This is a genomic window from Pseudomonas sp. R5-89-07 (assembly GCF_003851685.1).
Classification (GTDB): Bacteria; Pseudomonadota; Gammaproteobacteria; order Pseudomonadales; family Pseudomonadaceae; genus Aquipseudomonas.
On the sequence record NZ_CP027727.1, the window covers coordinates 4,172,826 to 4,187,738 of the forward strand.

The 14,913-nt window shown below is 62.2% G+C and carries 16 protein-coding genes; 2 read left to right on the forward strand and 14 right to left on the reverse strand.

Annotated features, from left to right (window positions below; genetic code table 11):
* The first annotated feature begins 133 nt into the window (after positions 1 to 133).
* Together C4J94_RS18950 and C4J94_RS18955 are read left to right on the forward strand one after the other, a co-directional pair.
* The gene (locus C4J94_RS18950) at positions 134 to 1,027 is read left to right on the forward strand and encodes a sensor histidine kinase (protein ID WP_124389017.1); all 894 of its coding nucleotides are present in this window, start codon (positions 134 to 136) and stop codon (positions 1,025 to 1,027) included.
* Positions 1,024 to 1,683, forward strand: coding sequence for a response regulator transcription factor (locus tag C4J94_RS18955; RefSeq protein WP_124387561.1), 660 nt, complete (start codon positions 1,024 to 1,026; stop codon positions 1,681 to 1,683). The genes C4J94_RS18950 and C4J94_RS18955 overlap by 4 nt, the downstream gene beginning before the upstream one ends.
* On the opposite strand, the gene yegS is transcribed toward C4J94_RS18955, so the two are convergent.
* From yegS to flhF, 14 genes are all read right to left on the reverse strand, one after another.
* On the reverse strand, positions 1,642 to 2,562 hold the full coding sequence (gene yegS, locus C4J94_RS18960) for a lipid kinase YegS (RefSeq protein WP_124387562.1): 921 nt from the start codon (positions 2,560 to 2,562) through the stop codon (positions 1,642 to 1,644). The genes C4J94_RS18955 and yegS overlap by 42 nt on opposite strands.
* A 252-nt stretch (positions 2,563 to 2,814) precedes the next feature.
* Complete coding sequence (locus tag C4J94_RS18965; protein ID WP_124387563.1) at positions 2,815 to 3,207, reverse strand: DUF2802 domain-containing protein; 393 nt, start codon at positions 3,205 to 3,207, stop codon at positions 2,815 to 2,817.
* Positions 3,208 to 3,690 carry a chemotaxis protein CheW gene (locus tag C4J94_RS18970; protein WP_057721368.1) on the reverse strand — a complete coding sequence of 161 codons (483 nt, stop codon included), beginning with the start codon at positions 3,688 to 3,690 and terminating at the stop codon, positions 3,208 to 3,210.
* A gap of 79 nt (positions 3,691 to 3,769) precedes the next feature.
* Positions 3,770 to 4,567, reverse strand: coding sequence for a CheW domain-containing protein (locus C4J94_RS18975; RefSeq protein WP_124387564.1), 798 nt, complete (start codon positions 4,565 to 4,567; stop codon positions 3,770 to 3,772).
* The gene (locus tag C4J94_RS18980) at positions 4,567 to 5,355 is read right to left on the reverse strand and encodes a ParA family protein (protein WP_124387565.1); all 789 of its coding nucleotides are present in this window, start codon (positions 5,353 to 5,355) and stop codon (positions 4,567 to 4,569) included. Before C4J94_RS18980 ends, C4J94_RS18975 begins: the two co-directional genes overlap by 1 nt.
* A 50-nt stretch (positions 5,356 to 5,405) precedes the next feature.
* Positions 5,406 to 6,293, reverse strand: coding sequence for a flagellar motor protein MotD (gene motD / locus C4J94_RS18985; RefSeq protein ID WP_124387566.1), 888 nt, complete (start codon positions 6,291 to 6,293; stop codon positions 5,406 to 5,408).
* A gap of 142 nt (positions 6,294 to 6,435) precedes the next feature.
* Entirely contained in the window at positions 6,436 to 7,176 is a 741-nt protein-coding gene (locus tag C4J94_RS18990) for a flagellar motor protein (protein ID WP_124387567.1), read from the reverse strand.
* Entirely contained in the window at positions 7,176 to 8,303 is a 1,128-nt protein-coding gene (locus C4J94_RS18995) for a chemotaxis response regulator protein-glutamate methylesterase (RefSeq protein WP_124387568.1), read from the reverse strand. The genes C4J94_RS18990 and C4J94_RS18995 overlap by 1 nt, the downstream gene beginning before the upstream one ends.
* 48 nt (positions 8,304 to 8,351) lie before the next feature.
* Positions 8,352 to 10,559, reverse strand: coding sequence for a chemotaxis protein CheA (locus C4J94_RS19000; RefSeq protein ID WP_124387569.1), 2,208 nt, complete (start codon positions 10,557 to 10,559; stop codon positions 8,352 to 8,354).
* Between the two features lie 11 nt (positions 10,560 to 10,570).
* Positions 10,571 to 11,359: a protein phosphatase CheZ gene (locus tag C4J94_RS19005; protein ID WP_124387570.1), complete on the reverse strand. Its 789-nt coding sequence runs from the start codon at positions 11,357 to 11,359 to the stop codon at positions 10,571 to 10,573.
* Between the two features lie 18 nt (positions 11,360 to 11,377).
* Positions 11,378 to 11,752, reverse strand: coding sequence for a chemotaxis response regulator CheY (locus C4J94_RS19010; protein ID WP_015885173.1), 375 nt, complete (start codon positions 11,750 to 11,752; stop codon positions 11,378 to 11,380).
* Between the two features lie 167 nt (positions 11,753 to 11,919).
* Positions 11,920 to 12,660 carry an RNA polymerase sigma factor FliA gene (gene fliA, locus C4J94_RS19015; protein WP_124359259.1) on the reverse strand — a complete coding sequence of 247 codons (741 nt, stop codon included), beginning with the start codon at positions 12,658 to 12,660 and terminating at the stop codon, positions 11,920 to 11,922.
* Positions 12,657 to 13,490 carry a flagellar synthesis regulator FleN gene (gene fleN / locus C4J94_RS19020; protein ID WP_003192912.1) on the reverse strand — a complete coding sequence of 278 codons (834 nt, stop codon included), beginning with the start codon at positions 13,488 to 13,490 and terminating at the stop codon, positions 12,657 to 12,659. The genes fliA and fleN overlap by 4 nt, the downstream gene beginning before the upstream one ends.
* 105 nt (positions 13,491 to 13,595) lie before the next feature.
* Positions 13,596 to 14,912: a flagellar biosynthesis protein FlhF gene (gene flhF, locus C4J94_RS19025; RefSeq protein ID WP_124387571.1), complete on the reverse strand. Its 1,317-nt coding sequence runs from the start codon at positions 14,910 to 14,912 to the stop codon at positions 13,596 to 13,598.
* Position 14,913: the final 1 nt, after the last annotated feature.

The following is a 14,913-nucleotide window of genomic DNA, read 5'->3' on the forward strand; positions in this document are numbered from 1 at the left end:
TAACAGGGGTGGTACTATGCCCCGCTCGAAGTGACACAACTTCATCATGTTTAAAAACGATTCGGCAGCGCATTCCAAACAGAGCCCGGCCAACCGGTCTCCCCGCAGCGAACCCTCAGTGGCTCCAACCGCTATGTACGCCAACCTCAAGCCACTTTTTTCCAGGTCTGTATCACGCAGCAATGCATGCCGCATCGTCCTCGCGCTGTGCCTGTGTTCGTTGGCCGTCAGCGTGTGGGCGTACGTGCACACTTCACCTTGGTCGCTACTGGTGCTGCTGCTCAACCTGGCCACGCTGACGGTGCTGGGCCTGCATCAATGGCGTTCGCGCAAAGCCATCAAGTTCCAACCCCAGGAATTGGCCGACCGTCTGTTGCAGGTCCAGGAAAACGAACGCCATCGCCTCAGTCGCGAGCTACACGACGATATCGGCCAACTGCTGACCGCCGCCAAGCTGCAAAGCGAATGGCTGCAGCGTCGCCTGCCGCCAGAGCTGCAAGGCCAGTGCGAGACGCTGTGCAATATTCTCAACGAAACCCTGGCCAAAGTGCGCGACGTGTCCGCCATTCTCAATCCGCGCCAGTTGGCCAGCCTGGGCCTGGAAGCCAGTTTGCGCGCGCACCTGCTCAAGACCTTGGAAAACACCCAGGTATGCTGGAGCCTGGAGTGCCAGCAACGCCTGACCGGTATCCCGGAAGAAATGGCCGTGGCGGCGTTTCGTATTACCCAGGAAGCGGTGACCAACATGCTCCGTCACGCCCAGGCACGCAACCTGCGGGTGCGCCTGCAACGCCTGCCCGAAGGCCTGTCGCTGATGATCTGCGATGACGGCCAGGGCTTTTCGCCTGCCCCCGACCCGGCCCTTGCAGGCCAACGCGGCATGGCCGGCATGGCCGAGCGGATAGATCAACTGGGGGGGACCTTGTCCGTCAGCAGCCAACCCGGCAAAGGCACGCGGATCGACGCGCTGTTCCCCTGGGCGCCCCGCGCCCTCGAACGGGCCCGCGCGCCTGAGGTCTTCGAGTGAGCTGCAACTTACTGCTGGTGGACGACCACGCGCTGATCCGCGCAGGAGTACGCGCGCTGATCCTGGATATTCCCGACTACGATGTGATCGGCGAAGCCAGCGATGGCGCGCAACTGCTGGAGCAATTTCGCACCCTGCAGCCGGACATCGTGCTGCTGGACCTGTCGATGAAACACACCGGCGGCCTGGACGCCTTGCAGCAACTCAAGGGCGCCTACCCCAAGAGCAAAGTACTGATCCTGTCGATGCACACCGACCCCGACCTGATCATGCGCGCGCTGGAGTCGGGCGCCCACGGTTACCTGCTCAAGGACATGACTGGCAACGAGCTGGAACATGCCCTGCGGGCCCTGCGCAACAACGAGCGCTACCTCAGCCCGGCCATCGCCCACACGGTGATCAACCAGGCACTGGTGCGCAGCCACGGCCCTGCCTCCCCCGTCCCCCATAGCCACAACCTTACCGCGCGCCAATTGGAAATCCTGCGCTTGATCGTGCGCGGCAAGTCCACCCGGGAGATCGCCCACGGCCTGGGCTTGAGCATCAAGACCGTGGAAGCACACCGCTCGCAAATCATGAAGCGCCTGCAGATTTTCGACGTGGCGGGCCTGGTGTTATTCGCGGTGCGCGAGCAGATCATCAGCCTGGACGACTAAGGGCGAGCCCAGCGGCAGGTGCACCCGCAGCGCCTTGGGCAACGCCTCGAAATGCAGGTCATCGCCTTCCAGCGGCTCGCCATCGAGGTTGATGTACAAGCCTTGCGCCACCTTGATATTCACCCACGGCAGGCGTGCGCGGACGAACATGGTGTCCAGGCCCCAGCCGTTGCTCATCAACTCGCGCAAGGTGCCAACCACTTCCTGGGGCGCCGGCAGGATGCTGACATCCAGCAGCCCGTCGTCGGCCAATGCACCCGGGCACAGCACATGCCCGCCCCCGGCCTGGCGCCCGTTGCCGATACCCAGCGCGAGCAGCTCGCCTTTCCAGTGGAAATCCGGACCTTCCAGCTCACCGTAGGCGGCCTTCAACTCGCTGAAGCGCGACAAACCGGTGAACAGGTAGGCGGCACCGCCGAGGATTTTCTTCAGGTCTTCGGAGGTGTTGGCGGTGACCTGGCTGCCGAAACCACCGGTGGCCATGTTCAAGAAGATCTGCCCACCGACCTGGCCGAGGTCGATTGCCCTGGGCTCAACGTCCAGCAACGCCAGCGCTCCCGCGGGCTCCAACGGCACGCCAGCGGCCTTGGCGAAGTCATTGGCGGTGCCCAGGGGCATCAGCACCAGGCTCGCGTCGGTGCCGGCTTGAGCCATGGCTTCGGCCACATCGCGCAAGGTGCCGTCGCCACCGCCGGCGATGATATGGGTGTAACCAGCGGCCAGGGCTTCATTGACCAGGCGCTGGGCATCGCCGCCCTCCCACGTGACCCGCACTGCCAGCTCCCAACCCTGCTCACGCCGCGCCATCACGGCGGCGCGTACGTCCTCGTTGAGGGCTTGCTTGCCGTGGAGGATCAACAGGGCTCTGGCGGTGGTCATCGGGAAATCTCCTGGGTCAAAGGTGCTTGCAGGATGTGGACCCTTGGGCAACGGGAAAAGTCGGTGACGGGCGAAAATTGACCGATGTACGCAAATCAAAATGTGGGAGGGGGCTTGCCCCCGATAGCAGTGGGTCAGCTATAGATAAGCTGACTGATACACCGCCATCGGGAGCAAGCCCCTCCCACATTGGGCCGAGGAACATCAGTTGGATCGCCGCCGGCTGCCCTTCCACCCATACCCCGGCCCGAATCAGCCCTTGTGCAACTTGCTCATCAACTGCGCTTCAGCCTGGGTCAAGCCGCAAGACTGGGTCAGCTCATCCACCGTCGCCCCCATGCCCACCAGCTTGGCGGCCTGGGCGAACGACAGATTCGAAGGGTCACGCTGTTCCAACTGCACCAGCTTGTCCGGCAACGGCGCGAGAATAGCGCGCAATTCATGCACTTCATCCCCAACCCGCACCGCACTCTGCTGGAAATGATCGACGCGCTTGACCAACTCCAGAATGCGCCGGTCACGCACCGCATCGCGCTCGGCCTGTTGCAAGGCCAACTCCCGCTGCTGGCGCATATAGCGCAGCGCAAATGCCAAAGTCCCGGCCCACAACAGGGCCAGGACAATCACCGCCGCCTCAAGGAACAATCAGATGCTCTCCAGTTCCGACCACTCTTCTTCGCTCATCATTTTGTCCAGCTCAACCAGAATCAACAGCTCGTTGTTCTTGTTGCACACACCCTGGATAAACTTGGCGGATTCTTCGTTGCCTACGTTCGGTGCGGTTTCCACTTCCGACTGGCGCAGGTAGACCACTTCGGCCACGCTGTCGACCATGATCCCGACCACTTGCTTGTCGGCTTCGATGATGACGATGCGCGTGTTGTCATTGACATCGGTCGGTGCCAGGCCAAAGCGCTGACGGGTGTCGATCACCGTCACCACATTGCCGCGCAGGTTGATGATGCCCAGCACGTAGCTCGGTGCACCCGGTACCGGGGCGATCTCGGTGTAGCGCAGCACTTCCTGCACGCGCATGACGTTGATGCCGTAGGACTCGTTGTCCAGTTTGAAGGTCACCCATTGCAGGATCGGATCATCCAAACCTTGTGCGGACGCTGACTTGTTCATGCTTCTGACCCCTTCAAATGCCGCTATCGACGGCGTGTGTGCTAATGAGCCGCGCGACCGCACGACTTTTATTGTTCAATCAACTGCGTTGGTTCTGCGCCATTGCCTTGACCGCGCCACTGGCAATCAACTCGGCCAGTTCGGCGACGTCGAGCAACGCGCACATATGTTCAATCACGGTGCCCGCCAACCACGGCCGTTGGCCCCGATGGCTGCGCCATTTGATTTCGTTCGGGTCCAGGCGCAACGAGCGGCTGACTTGATGCACCGCCAGCCCCCACTCGTAGCCCTGCACGGAGATCACGTACTGCAGGCCCTGGCGGAAGTCGTCGCGGTAGCGATCGGGCATCACCCAGCGTGCGGTGTCCAGCACCTTCAAGTTACCGGCCTGACTGGGCAGGATGCCGAGGAACCACTCCGGTTGCCCGAACAGCGGCGTCAGCTCCTGGCCTTCCAGGGAGTAGATCGAGCCCAGGCACACCAGCGGCACTGCCAGGGTCAACCCGGCGACGTCGAACAGCAGGCACTCGAACGGCTCGGCGGCCCACGAGGGGCGGCCATCGCCGGTCGCCGGCGGCGGCGTGATGCTCGGCGGCAGGTGCACCTGCACGATCGGCTCGACCACCACCGGCACCGGCACTACTACGTCAGGCGTGATCGGCACCACCACGGGCGCCGCCTCGACGTGAGCATCGCGCGCCTGCTCTTCAAGCACCGCCAACTGGAACTCATCCAGCGCAGTCTCAGGCTCGACGGCCGGCTCCAGCACCAGGATCGGTTCCGGCAGCTCCTCGGCGGTCGCATCCTGCAGCAAGGCATCCAGGTAGGATTCCAGTGCCAGTTGCGGCCGGGTCTTGAAATCAAGGGGACGATTCATCACGCCACCTGCGCCACGAGTTGCTGGGACAGCAGGTGCTTGAGCAACGCGCGATAGGCCAGCACGCCACGGCTCTTGCCGTCGAATTGCGACGGCGTGAGCCCGGCGCGGCTGGCGTCACGCAGGCGCGTGTCCACCGGAATGTAACCGTTCCAGATGGTGTCCGGGTAGGCATCGCGCAGTACCCGCAGGGTGCCGAGGGACGCCTGGGTACGACGGTCGAACAAGGTCGGCACAATGCTGAACGGCAGCGCCTGTTTGCGCGAACGGTTGATCATCGCCAGGGTGCTGACCATGCGCTCCAGGCCTTTGACCGCCAGGTGTTCGGTCTGTACCGGGATCACCAACTGCTGGCTGGCCGCCAAGGCATTGACCATCAGCACGCCGAGCAAGGGCGGGCTGTCGATGATCGCGTAGTCGAAGTCCTGCCACAGTTGCGCCAGGGTCTTGGCGATCACCAGGCCCAGGCCGCTCTGGCCCGGCGACTGGCGCTCAAGGGTGGCCAGGGCGGTGCTGGACGGCAACAGCGAAATACTGTCATTGCTGGTGGGCAGCAGCAGCTGCCCAGGCAAGTCGCTCGGCACGTTGCCCTTGTGCAGGAACAAGTCATAGCAACTGTGCTCCAGCGCATCCGGGTCGTAGCCGAAATAGCTGGTCATGGAGCCGTGGGGGTCCAGGTCGACCACGACCACGCGCTTGCCCGCCTCGGCCAGCAACCCGGCTAAAGCGATGGACGTGGTGGTCTTGCCGACCCCACCCTTTTGATTGGCAACTGCCCAGACTCTCATTCGGTTGGTTCCTCCCGGCGGGCACAGGCGCGACCGAGACATTGCATTGGTTATTGAGCCGGTGACGGAGAATTGACGGAGCTTGCCCGCACCGGCGGCTTCGCAGAGGCCGGTGCAGTTTGTGTGCCAGCGCGCCTCAACGCCGCATCCGGTGTTGCATTCGCCGTGCCGGTGCCGGTCAGGCTGCGGCGTACATCCAGGTTACGCGACACCACCAGCACTACCCGTCGGTTGCGCGCACGGCCTTCGACCGTGGCGTTATTGGCCACCGGCTGGAACTCACCGTAGCCCACCGACGCCAGGCGCTGGGGGTTCACGCCCTGCATCGCGAGCATGCGCACGATGCTTGCCGCCCGGGCCGAGGAGAGCTCCCAATTGGTCGGGTACTGCGCCGTGCTGATCGGCAAGTTGTCGGTAAAGCCCTCGACGTGAATCGGATTTTCAAACGGTTTGAGGATCGCCGCCACCTTATCGATGATGGTGAAGGCCTGATCGCTGGGCAGCGCATCGGCGCTGGCGAACAACAGGCTGGAGTTCAGCTCGATCTCCACCCACAGCTCATTGCCGCGCACGGTCATCTGGTTGGAACGGATCAGGTCGCCGAACGCGGCGCTGATATCGTCGGCGATGCTTTTGAGCGGATCGCTGGTGCCGCCGATGCCGGCAGCGGTTTCATCGCTGTCATTGACCAGCGGCTTGGCCGGGGTCACCGTCTTGGGCCGTTCATCGCCAATAGGGATAGGCTTGAGCGCGCGATCGGAGTCGGAAAACACCCCGATCAACGCTTCGGAAATGACTTTGTACTTGCCTTCGTTCACCGACGAGATCGAATACATCACCACGAAAAACGCAAACAGCAAGGTTATGAAGTCCGCGTAGGACACCAGCCAGCGTTCATGGTTGACGTGTTCTTCTGGCTCGCGACGGCGACGGCTCACAGGCACTTCCCTCCACAAACCGACCCCACTGTAGGAGCGAGCTTGCTCGCGAAAAACACGAGGCCGACGCATTCATCCAGGATGCACGCGTTATCGTTGACGTTTCTCGCGAGCAAGCTCGCTCCTACAGAATTCATGCCCATCAATCCATGAAGCCCTGGAGCTTCAATTCGATGGAGCGCGGGTTTTCGCCCTCGGCGATCGACAGGATGCCTTCGAGCAGCATTTCGCGGTAACGGGACTGGCGCAGGGCAATCGACTTGAGCTTGCTCGCCACCGGCAGCAGCACCAGGTTGGCGCTCGCCACACCATAGATGGTGGCGACAAACGCCACGGCAATGCCGCTGCCCAGTTGCGAAGGGTCAGCCAGGTTGCCCATCACATGAATCAGGCCCATCACCGCGCCGATGATGCCGATGGTCGGCGCGTAACCGCCCATGCTTTCAAATACTTTGGCCGCGTTGATGTCGCGGCTTTCCTGGGTGTAGAAATCCACCTCGAGGATGCTGCGGATCGCCTCCGGCTCCGCGCCGTCCACCAGCAACTGCAGGCCCTTGCGCGCGTAGCTGTCGGGCTCGGCATCGGCTATGCCTTCCAGGCCCAGCAAGCCTTCCTTGCGTGCAGTGAGGCTCCAGTTGACCACACGGTCGATGCCGCCTGGCAGGTCGACGCGTGGCGGGAAAATGATCCAGATCAGGATCTGCATCGCACGCTTGAATGAGCTCAGCGGCGACTGCAACAGCGCCGCGCCCACGGTGCCACCAATCACGATCAGCGCCGCCGGGCCGTTGGCCAGCGCGCCCAGATGGCCGCCTTCCAGGTAGTTGCCGCCGATAATGGCAACGAACGCCAGAGTGATGCCGATCAGGCTCAAGACATCCATCAGAGGCAGGCCTCCACCAGATGTTTGCCGATGTCGTCCAGGCTGTAGACCGCATCGGCCAGGTCAGCCTTGACGATGGCCATGGGCATGCCATAGATCACGCAGCTGGCTTCGTCCTGGGCCCAGATGGCGCTGCCGCCCTGCTTGAGCAGGCGTGCGCCCTCACGACCGTCGGCGCCCATGCCGGTGAGCACCACCGCCAGAACTTTGTCACCGTAGGACTTGGCCGCCGAACCGAAGGTGATATCCACACACGGCTTGTAGTTGAGGCGCTCGTCGCCCGGCAGGATTTTGATCGCGCCACGGCCATCCACCATCATCTGCTTGCCGCCCGGGGCCAGCAGCGCCAGGCCAGGGCGCAAGATGTCGCCATCCTCGGCTTCCTTGACGCTGATGCGGCACAGCTTGTCCAAACGCTCGGCAAAAGCCTTGGTGAACGCGGCGGGCATGTGCTGCACCAGCACGATTGGCGCCGGGAAGTTGGCCGGCAGTTGGGTCAACACACGCTGCAGGGCCACCGGCCCGCCCGTGGATGTACCAATCGCCACCAGCTTGTAGGCCTTGCGCTTGGGCGCGGGCGAATGGGCGCTCGGTGCAGCCGCGCGGGCAGGCGTTGTCGGCGCGGGCCGAGCAACCGGTGCGGGCGCCGGGCGGCTGAACGATGAAGTCGGCGCGACCACGGGTGCGGGTGCAGGTGTCGGCGCGGGTGCGCTGAACAGACTGCGGCGGTTACTGCGCGAGATGCTGTGCACCTTCTCGCACAGCATCTGCTTGACCTTCTCGGGGTTGCGCGAGATATCTTCGAAATTCTTCGGCAAAAAATCCACCGCGCCGGCATCCAGCGCATCCAGGGTCACCCGGGCGCCTTCGTGGGTCAGCGAGGAGAACATCAACACCGGTGTGGGGCAGCGCTGCATGATATGACGCACGGCCGTGATGCCATCCATCATCGGCATCTCGTAGTCCATGGTGATCACGTCCGGCTTCAACGCAATGGCTTGATCGATCGCCTCTTTGCCATTGGTGGCCGTGCCGACTACCTGGATCGTTGGATCGGCGGAAAGAATCTCCGAGACGCGGCGGCGGAAGAAACCCGAATCGTCCACCACCAGGACCTTGACTGCCATAAACACTCCGTTAGACGGGGCGGGCGCTATCGCCCTGCCCCGCCAGAATCAAATACGCCGTGCGGCGTAACGCTTGAGCATGCTCGGGACATCGAGAATCAGCGCGATGCGGCCGTCACCCGTGATGGTTGCGCCCGACATGCCTGGGGTTCCCTGCAGCATTTTGCCCAACGGCTTGATGACCACTTCTTCCTGGCCCACCAGCTGGTCGACCACAAAGCCGATGCGCTGGGTGCCCACCGACAGAATCACCACATGGCCTTCGCGCTGCTCTTCATGCTTGGCCGAGGCCACCAGCCAGCGCTTGAGGTAGAACAATGGCAATGCCTTGTCGCGCACGATCACCACTTCCTGGCCGTCCACCACGTTGGTGCGCGAGAGGTCGAGGTGGAAAATCTCGTTGACGTTGACCAGCGGGAAGGCGAATGCCTGGTTGCCCAGCATCACCATCAGGGTCGGCATGATCGCCAAGGTCAACGGCACCTTGATGACGATTTTCGAGCCCTGGCCCTTGGTCGAGTAGATATTGATCGAGCCGTTGAGCTGGCTGATCTTGGTCTTCACCACGTCCATGCCGACGCCACGGCCGGACACGTCGGAAATCTCGGTCTTGGTCGAGAAGCCGGGGGCAAAGATCAAGTTGTAGCACTCGGTGTCGGTGAGGCGGTCGGCGGCGTCCTTGTCCATCACGCCACGCTTGACCGCGATATTGCGCAAAATGGTCGGGTCCATGCCTTTGCCGTCATCGGTGATCGACAGCAGGATATGGTCGCCCTCTTGCTCCGCCGCCAGGATCACTTTGCCACCCCGTGACTTGCCCGAGGCTTCGCGCTCTTCCGGGGTTTCCACGCCATGGTCGACGGCGTTGCGCACCAAGTGGACCAGCGGGTCGGCCAGGGCCTCGACGAGGTTCTTGTCGAGGTCGGTTTCTTCGCCCACCAGTTCCAGAATGATTTCTTTCTTGAGCTGGCGCGCCAAGTCACGCACCAGGCGCGGGAAGCGGCCGAAGACTTTCTTGATCGGCTGCATGCGCGTTTTCATCACGGCGGTTTGCAGGTCGGCGGTGACCACGTCGAGGTTCGACACGGCCTTCTGCATGGTTTCATCACCACTGTTCAGACCCAGGCGTACCAGGCGGTTACGCACCAGTACCAGTTCGCCGACCATGTTCATGATGTCGTCCAGGCGCGCAGTGTCCACGCGCACGGTGGTTTCGGCTTCACTGGCAGGTTTTTCGCCAACCGGCGCCGCGGCGGCACGCGCCGGAGCGGGCGCGGCAGCCGGTGCAGGCGCTGGCTTGGCGACCGGCGCCGCGGCCTTGGCAGCAACCGGTGCGGGCGTAGCGACCGCTGCGGCGGTGACCGGGGCCGGGGCCACTTCGGTGAACTTGCCTTTGCCGTGCAGTTCGTCCAGCAACGCCTCGAACTCGTTGTCGGAGATCAGTCCATCAGCGGCCGGTTCAGACTTGGCGGCTGGAGCGGCTGCGGTGGCCGCAACATTCGGCAGGGCTTCGGCGACGAACGTGCCTTTGCCATGCAGTTGATCGAGCAGGGCCTCGAATTCATCGTCGGTAATATCGGTGCTGGCGCTGGCGGCCGGCGCTGGCGGTGCAGCGGCGGGTGCCACGGCGTCGGCCGCGAACTGGCCCTTGCCATGCAACTGGTCGAGCAGGGATTCGAATTCCGCATCGGTAATGTCTTCGCTGGTCGGCGCGGCAACCGGCGCGGCCGGAGCCGTGGCCGGAGCCTCAGCTTGAGCCTTGACCGCATTGAGCGAATCGAGCAGCTGTTCGAACTCGCTGTCGGTCACGTCCGGCTCGGCTTCTACCACAGGCTCAGGCTCGGCTTGCGCAACCGGTGCTTCGGCGGCGGGTTCCGCCAGGCGCGCTAGGGCGGCCAGCAGTTCCGGCGTGGCGGCGGTGACCGGTGCACGTTCACGCACTTGGCTGAACATGCCGTTGACCGCATCCAGTGCTTCGAGAATCACGTCCATCAACTCCGAGTCAACCTGACGCTCACCCTTGCGCAGGATGTCGAACACGTTCTCGGCGATGTGGCAGCACTCCACCAGCTCATGGAGCTGGAGGAAGCCGGCGCCCCCTTTTACAGTGTGAAAACCGCGAAAAATTGCATTGAGCAGGTTCGCATCATCCGGACGGCTTTCCAGCTCGACCAGTTGTTCGGACAGTTGCTCTAAAATTTCGCCGGCCTCTACAAGGAAATCCTGAAGGATTTCTTCATCGGCGCCGAAGCTCATGTGGGTGCTCCTTAGAAGCCTAAACTGGACAGCAAATCGTCTACGTCATCTTGACCGGATACGACGTCTTCACGTTTATCGGCATGAATCTGCGGACCTTCACCCTTGGCGAGATGTTTTTGTGGATCTTTTTCCGAGAGGATCGCTTCGCGGTCATGTTCGATGCCGGCAAAACGGTCGACCTGGCCGGCCATGAGCACCAGTTTGAGCAGGTTGCTTTCCACTTCGGTGACCAATTGGGTCACACGCTTGATCACCTGACCGGTAAGGTCCTGATAATCCTGGGCGAGCAGAATGTCGTTGAGGTTGCTGGCCACCGTGCGGTTTTCCTGTTCGCTGCGCGACAGAAAACCGTCGACTCTGCGGGCCAGCTCACGGAACTCTTCAGCCCCCACTTCACGGCGCATGAAGCGCCCCCAGTCAACGCTCAAGGCCTGGGCTTCGCTGGCCATGCCGTTGACCAGAGGCGTAGCGTTTTCCACCAGGTCCATGGTGCGGTTGGCCGCCGCCTCGGTCAGCCTGACCACATAGGACAGGCGTTCAGTGGCGTCGGTGATCTGCGAAATTTCTTCGGCCTGGGGCATGCGCGGGTCAATCTGGAAATTGACGATCGCACTGTGCAGCTCACGCGTGAGCTTGCCCACTTCCTGGTACAGGCCGCGGTCACGGGTCTGGTTAAGCTCATGGATCAACTGCACCGCATCGGCGAACTGGCCTTTTTCGAGGCTTTCGACCAACTGGTGAGCATGTTTTTTCAAGGTCGACTCAAAGTCGCCCTGTGACGTTTCGTTATGCTCCATAGCTCCCCCGCGATGGCATTAGCCGTGGATGCGTTCGAAGATTTTTTCGATCTTCTCTTTCAAGGCCAATGCTGTGAATGGCTTGACCACGTAACCGTTGACCCCGGCCTGGGCGGCTTCGATGATCTGTTCACGCTTGGCTTCGGCGGTCACCATCAGCACCGGCAGGCTGCGCAGTTTTTCATCGGCGCGCACATGGCGCAGCAAGTCGATACCGGTCATGCCCGGCATGTTCCAGTCGGTTACCAGAAAGTCGATGCTCCCGCTGTTGAGGATCGGAATGGCTGTAATGCCGTCGTCCGCCTCGACCGTGTTTGTGAACCCAAGGTCACGCAACAGGTTTTTTATGATCCGCCGCATCGTTGAGAAGTCATCAACGATGAGGATTTTCATGTTCTTGTCCAATTCGACCTCCAAGCAGTCTTAAACGCGCCCAGCACCTGGACGCGCCACTTCAATCAACAGGCGTTACACAAAAAGGACTGCCCAGGGCACCACGGAGCGAACCCGCAAGGGCCGAAACCCTCGCGGTAGCGTCTGCAGTGTCCCCACACTGCCTGTCAGCGCGCGCGCCACTCTCCCAACCGCCCCCGCAAGCGGGCCGCGCACTGGCTATGCAACTGGCTGACACGCGATTCGCTGACCCCCAGGACCTCACCGATTTCCTTGAGGTTCAGCTCCTCGTCGTAGTACAGCGCCAACACCAGGCGCTCGCGCTCCGGCAAATTGGCAATGGCCTCCGCCAGCGCTCCCTGGAAACGTTCATCTTCCAGATCGCGCGACGGTTCCATATGCGCGCTCGCGCCGTCCTCATGCAGCCCTTCGTGTTCGCCGTCCTGCAACAGGTCGTCGAAACTGAACAGGCGGCTGCCCAAGGTATCGTTCAAAATCCCGTAATAATCGTCGAGACTCAATTGGAGTTCGGCCGCAACTTCATGATCTTTAGCGTCACGACCGGTTTTTGCTTCAATTGCGCGAATTGCGTCACTGACCATTCGCGTATTGCGGTGTACCGAGCGCGGCGCCCAATCCCCTTTACGCACCTCATCGAGCATCGCGCCACGGATACGGATACCCGCATACGTCTCGAAACTCGCACCCTTGCTCGCGTCGTATTTGGTCGACACTTCAAGCAGGCCGATCATCCCGGCCTGGATCAGGTCTTCCACCTGCACGCTGGCGGGCAGGCGCGCCAACAGGTGATAGGCAATGCGCTTGACCAGCGGCGCATAGCGCTCGATCAACTCGCCCTGACTGTCACGTGCCGACTTTTTGTAAAGGTTGTAGCCGCTGGATGTCATAGCACAGGTCCTGCGCTCGTCTGATGCACCAATCGCTCGACGAAAAACTCCAGATGCCCGCGAGGGTTGGCCGGCAACGGCCAGGTATCAACCTTCTGGGCAATGGCCTTGAACGCCAGCGCGCACTTGGAACGAGGGAACGCTTCGTAGACCGCACGCTGCTTTTGCACGGCCTTGCGTACACACTCGTCATAGGGAACCGCACCGACGTATTGTAAGGCGACGTCGAGAAAGCGATCCGTGACCTTGGTCAACTTGGCGAACAGGTTGCGCCCTTCCTGCGGGCTCTGGGCCATATTGGCCAGCACGCGGAAGCGGTTCATGCCGTAGTCACGGTTAAGCAGTTTGATCAGGGCGTAGGCGTCAGTGATCGAGGTGGGTTCGTCGCACACCACCAGCAGCACTTCTTGCGCTGCGCGGACAAAGCTGACCACCGACTCGCCGATCCCGGCTGCGGTGTCGATCACCAGCACGTCGAGGTTGTCGCCGATATCGCTGAAGGCCTGGATCAGGCCGGCATGCTGCGCCGGGCTCAGGTGCACCATGCTCTGGGTACCCGAGGCGGCCGGCACGATGCGGATGCCACCGGGGCCCTGGAGCAGCACATCGCGCAGCTCACAGCGGCCTTCGATCACATCGGCGAGGGTGTGTTTGGGTGTCAGCCCCAGCAGAACGTCCACGTTCGCCAGGCCCAGGTCAGCATCCAGCAGCATGACGCGACGGCCAAGCTCTGCCAGCGCCAGGGACAAATTCACTGACACGTTAGTTTTGCCGACGCCACCTTTGCCGCCGGTCACCGCGATCACCTGTACGGGATGCATGCTGCCCATTTTATTTCTTTACCTTGTCTTGCTTAGACGCAGGCTACATGGCTTGGCCGCGTGTATCGCTTGCAGACCATCGATGTAGATACATTTCACGGTGTTCATCCTGCCTCACCCCACCCGCTTTGCCGGGTTGTGATAAAGGTCGGCGAACATGTCGGCCATCGCTTCCTCGCTAGGCTCGTCTTGCATTTGCACACTGACAGCACGGCTGACCAACTGATGACGGCGCGGCAGATGCAAATCATCCGGGATCCGCGGCCCGTCGGTCAGATAGGCGACCGGTAATTCATGACTGATCGCCAGGCTCAGCACTTCGCCGAGGCTGGCAGTTTCATCCAGTTTGGTCAGGATGCAACCGGCCAGACCGCAGCGTTTGTAGCTGTGATAGGCAGCGGTAAGAACCTGTTTCTGGCTGGTGGTTGCAAGCACCAGGTAATTTTTTGACTTGATGCCGCGTCCGGCCAGGCTTTCGAGCTGCATGCGCAGGGCCGGGTCGCTGGCTTGCAGGCCGGCGGTATCGATCAACACCACGCGCTTGCGCAGCAGTGGGTCGAGGGCATTGGCCAGGGACTGGCCCGGGTCGACGTGGGTCACCGGCACATTGAGGATGCGGCCCAGGGTCTTGAGTTGCTCCTGGGCGCCAATGCGGTAGCTGTCCATGCTCACCAACGCGATATTCGACGCGCCGTACTTGAGCACATAACGCGCGGCCAGCTTGGCCAGGGTGGTGGTCTTGCCCATGCCGGCAGGGCCGACCATAGCAATCACACCGCCTTCTTCCAGGGGTTCGATTTCCGGGGTGGCGATCATCCGTGCCAGGTGCGCCAGCAGCATACGCCAGGCTTGGCGCGGCTCCTGGACTTCGGCAGTCAGCGCCAGCAGGTCGCGGGACAACGGGCCGGACAGGCCGATGCGCTGCAGGCGACGCCACAGGTTGGCTTGTTGCGGCTTGCTGCCTTGCAGTTGCGTCCAGGCCAGGGAGCCCAGCTGCACTTCGAGCAGCTCACGCAGGCCGTTGAGTTCAAAGCGCATCGAATCGAACACGCGCTGGTCGACCGCGGCGGCCGGGGCTGGCGCTGCGGGACGTGGCGGCTCGACAAAGGTAGGTTCCACCAGCGGCTCGGCGGCGGTCAGCGGCAGGCCGGCGAACAATTGGCGATTGGTGGTGGCATCGCTGTCGCCACGCATGCTCAGTTCGGCCTGGGCCGAGACGATGCGCGAAGCGGTCTTGCGCAACTCGTCTTCAAGCTCCATGTTCGGCACGCGCGGAGCCAGGGCCTGGGGCGTGTAATCCAGGGCAGCCGTCAGCTCGACACCGCCGGCAATACGACGGTTACCGATAATCGCGGCATCGGCGCCCAGCTCATCGCGGACCAACTTCATGGCCTGACGCATATCGGCGGCGAAAAAACGCTTCACTTGCATA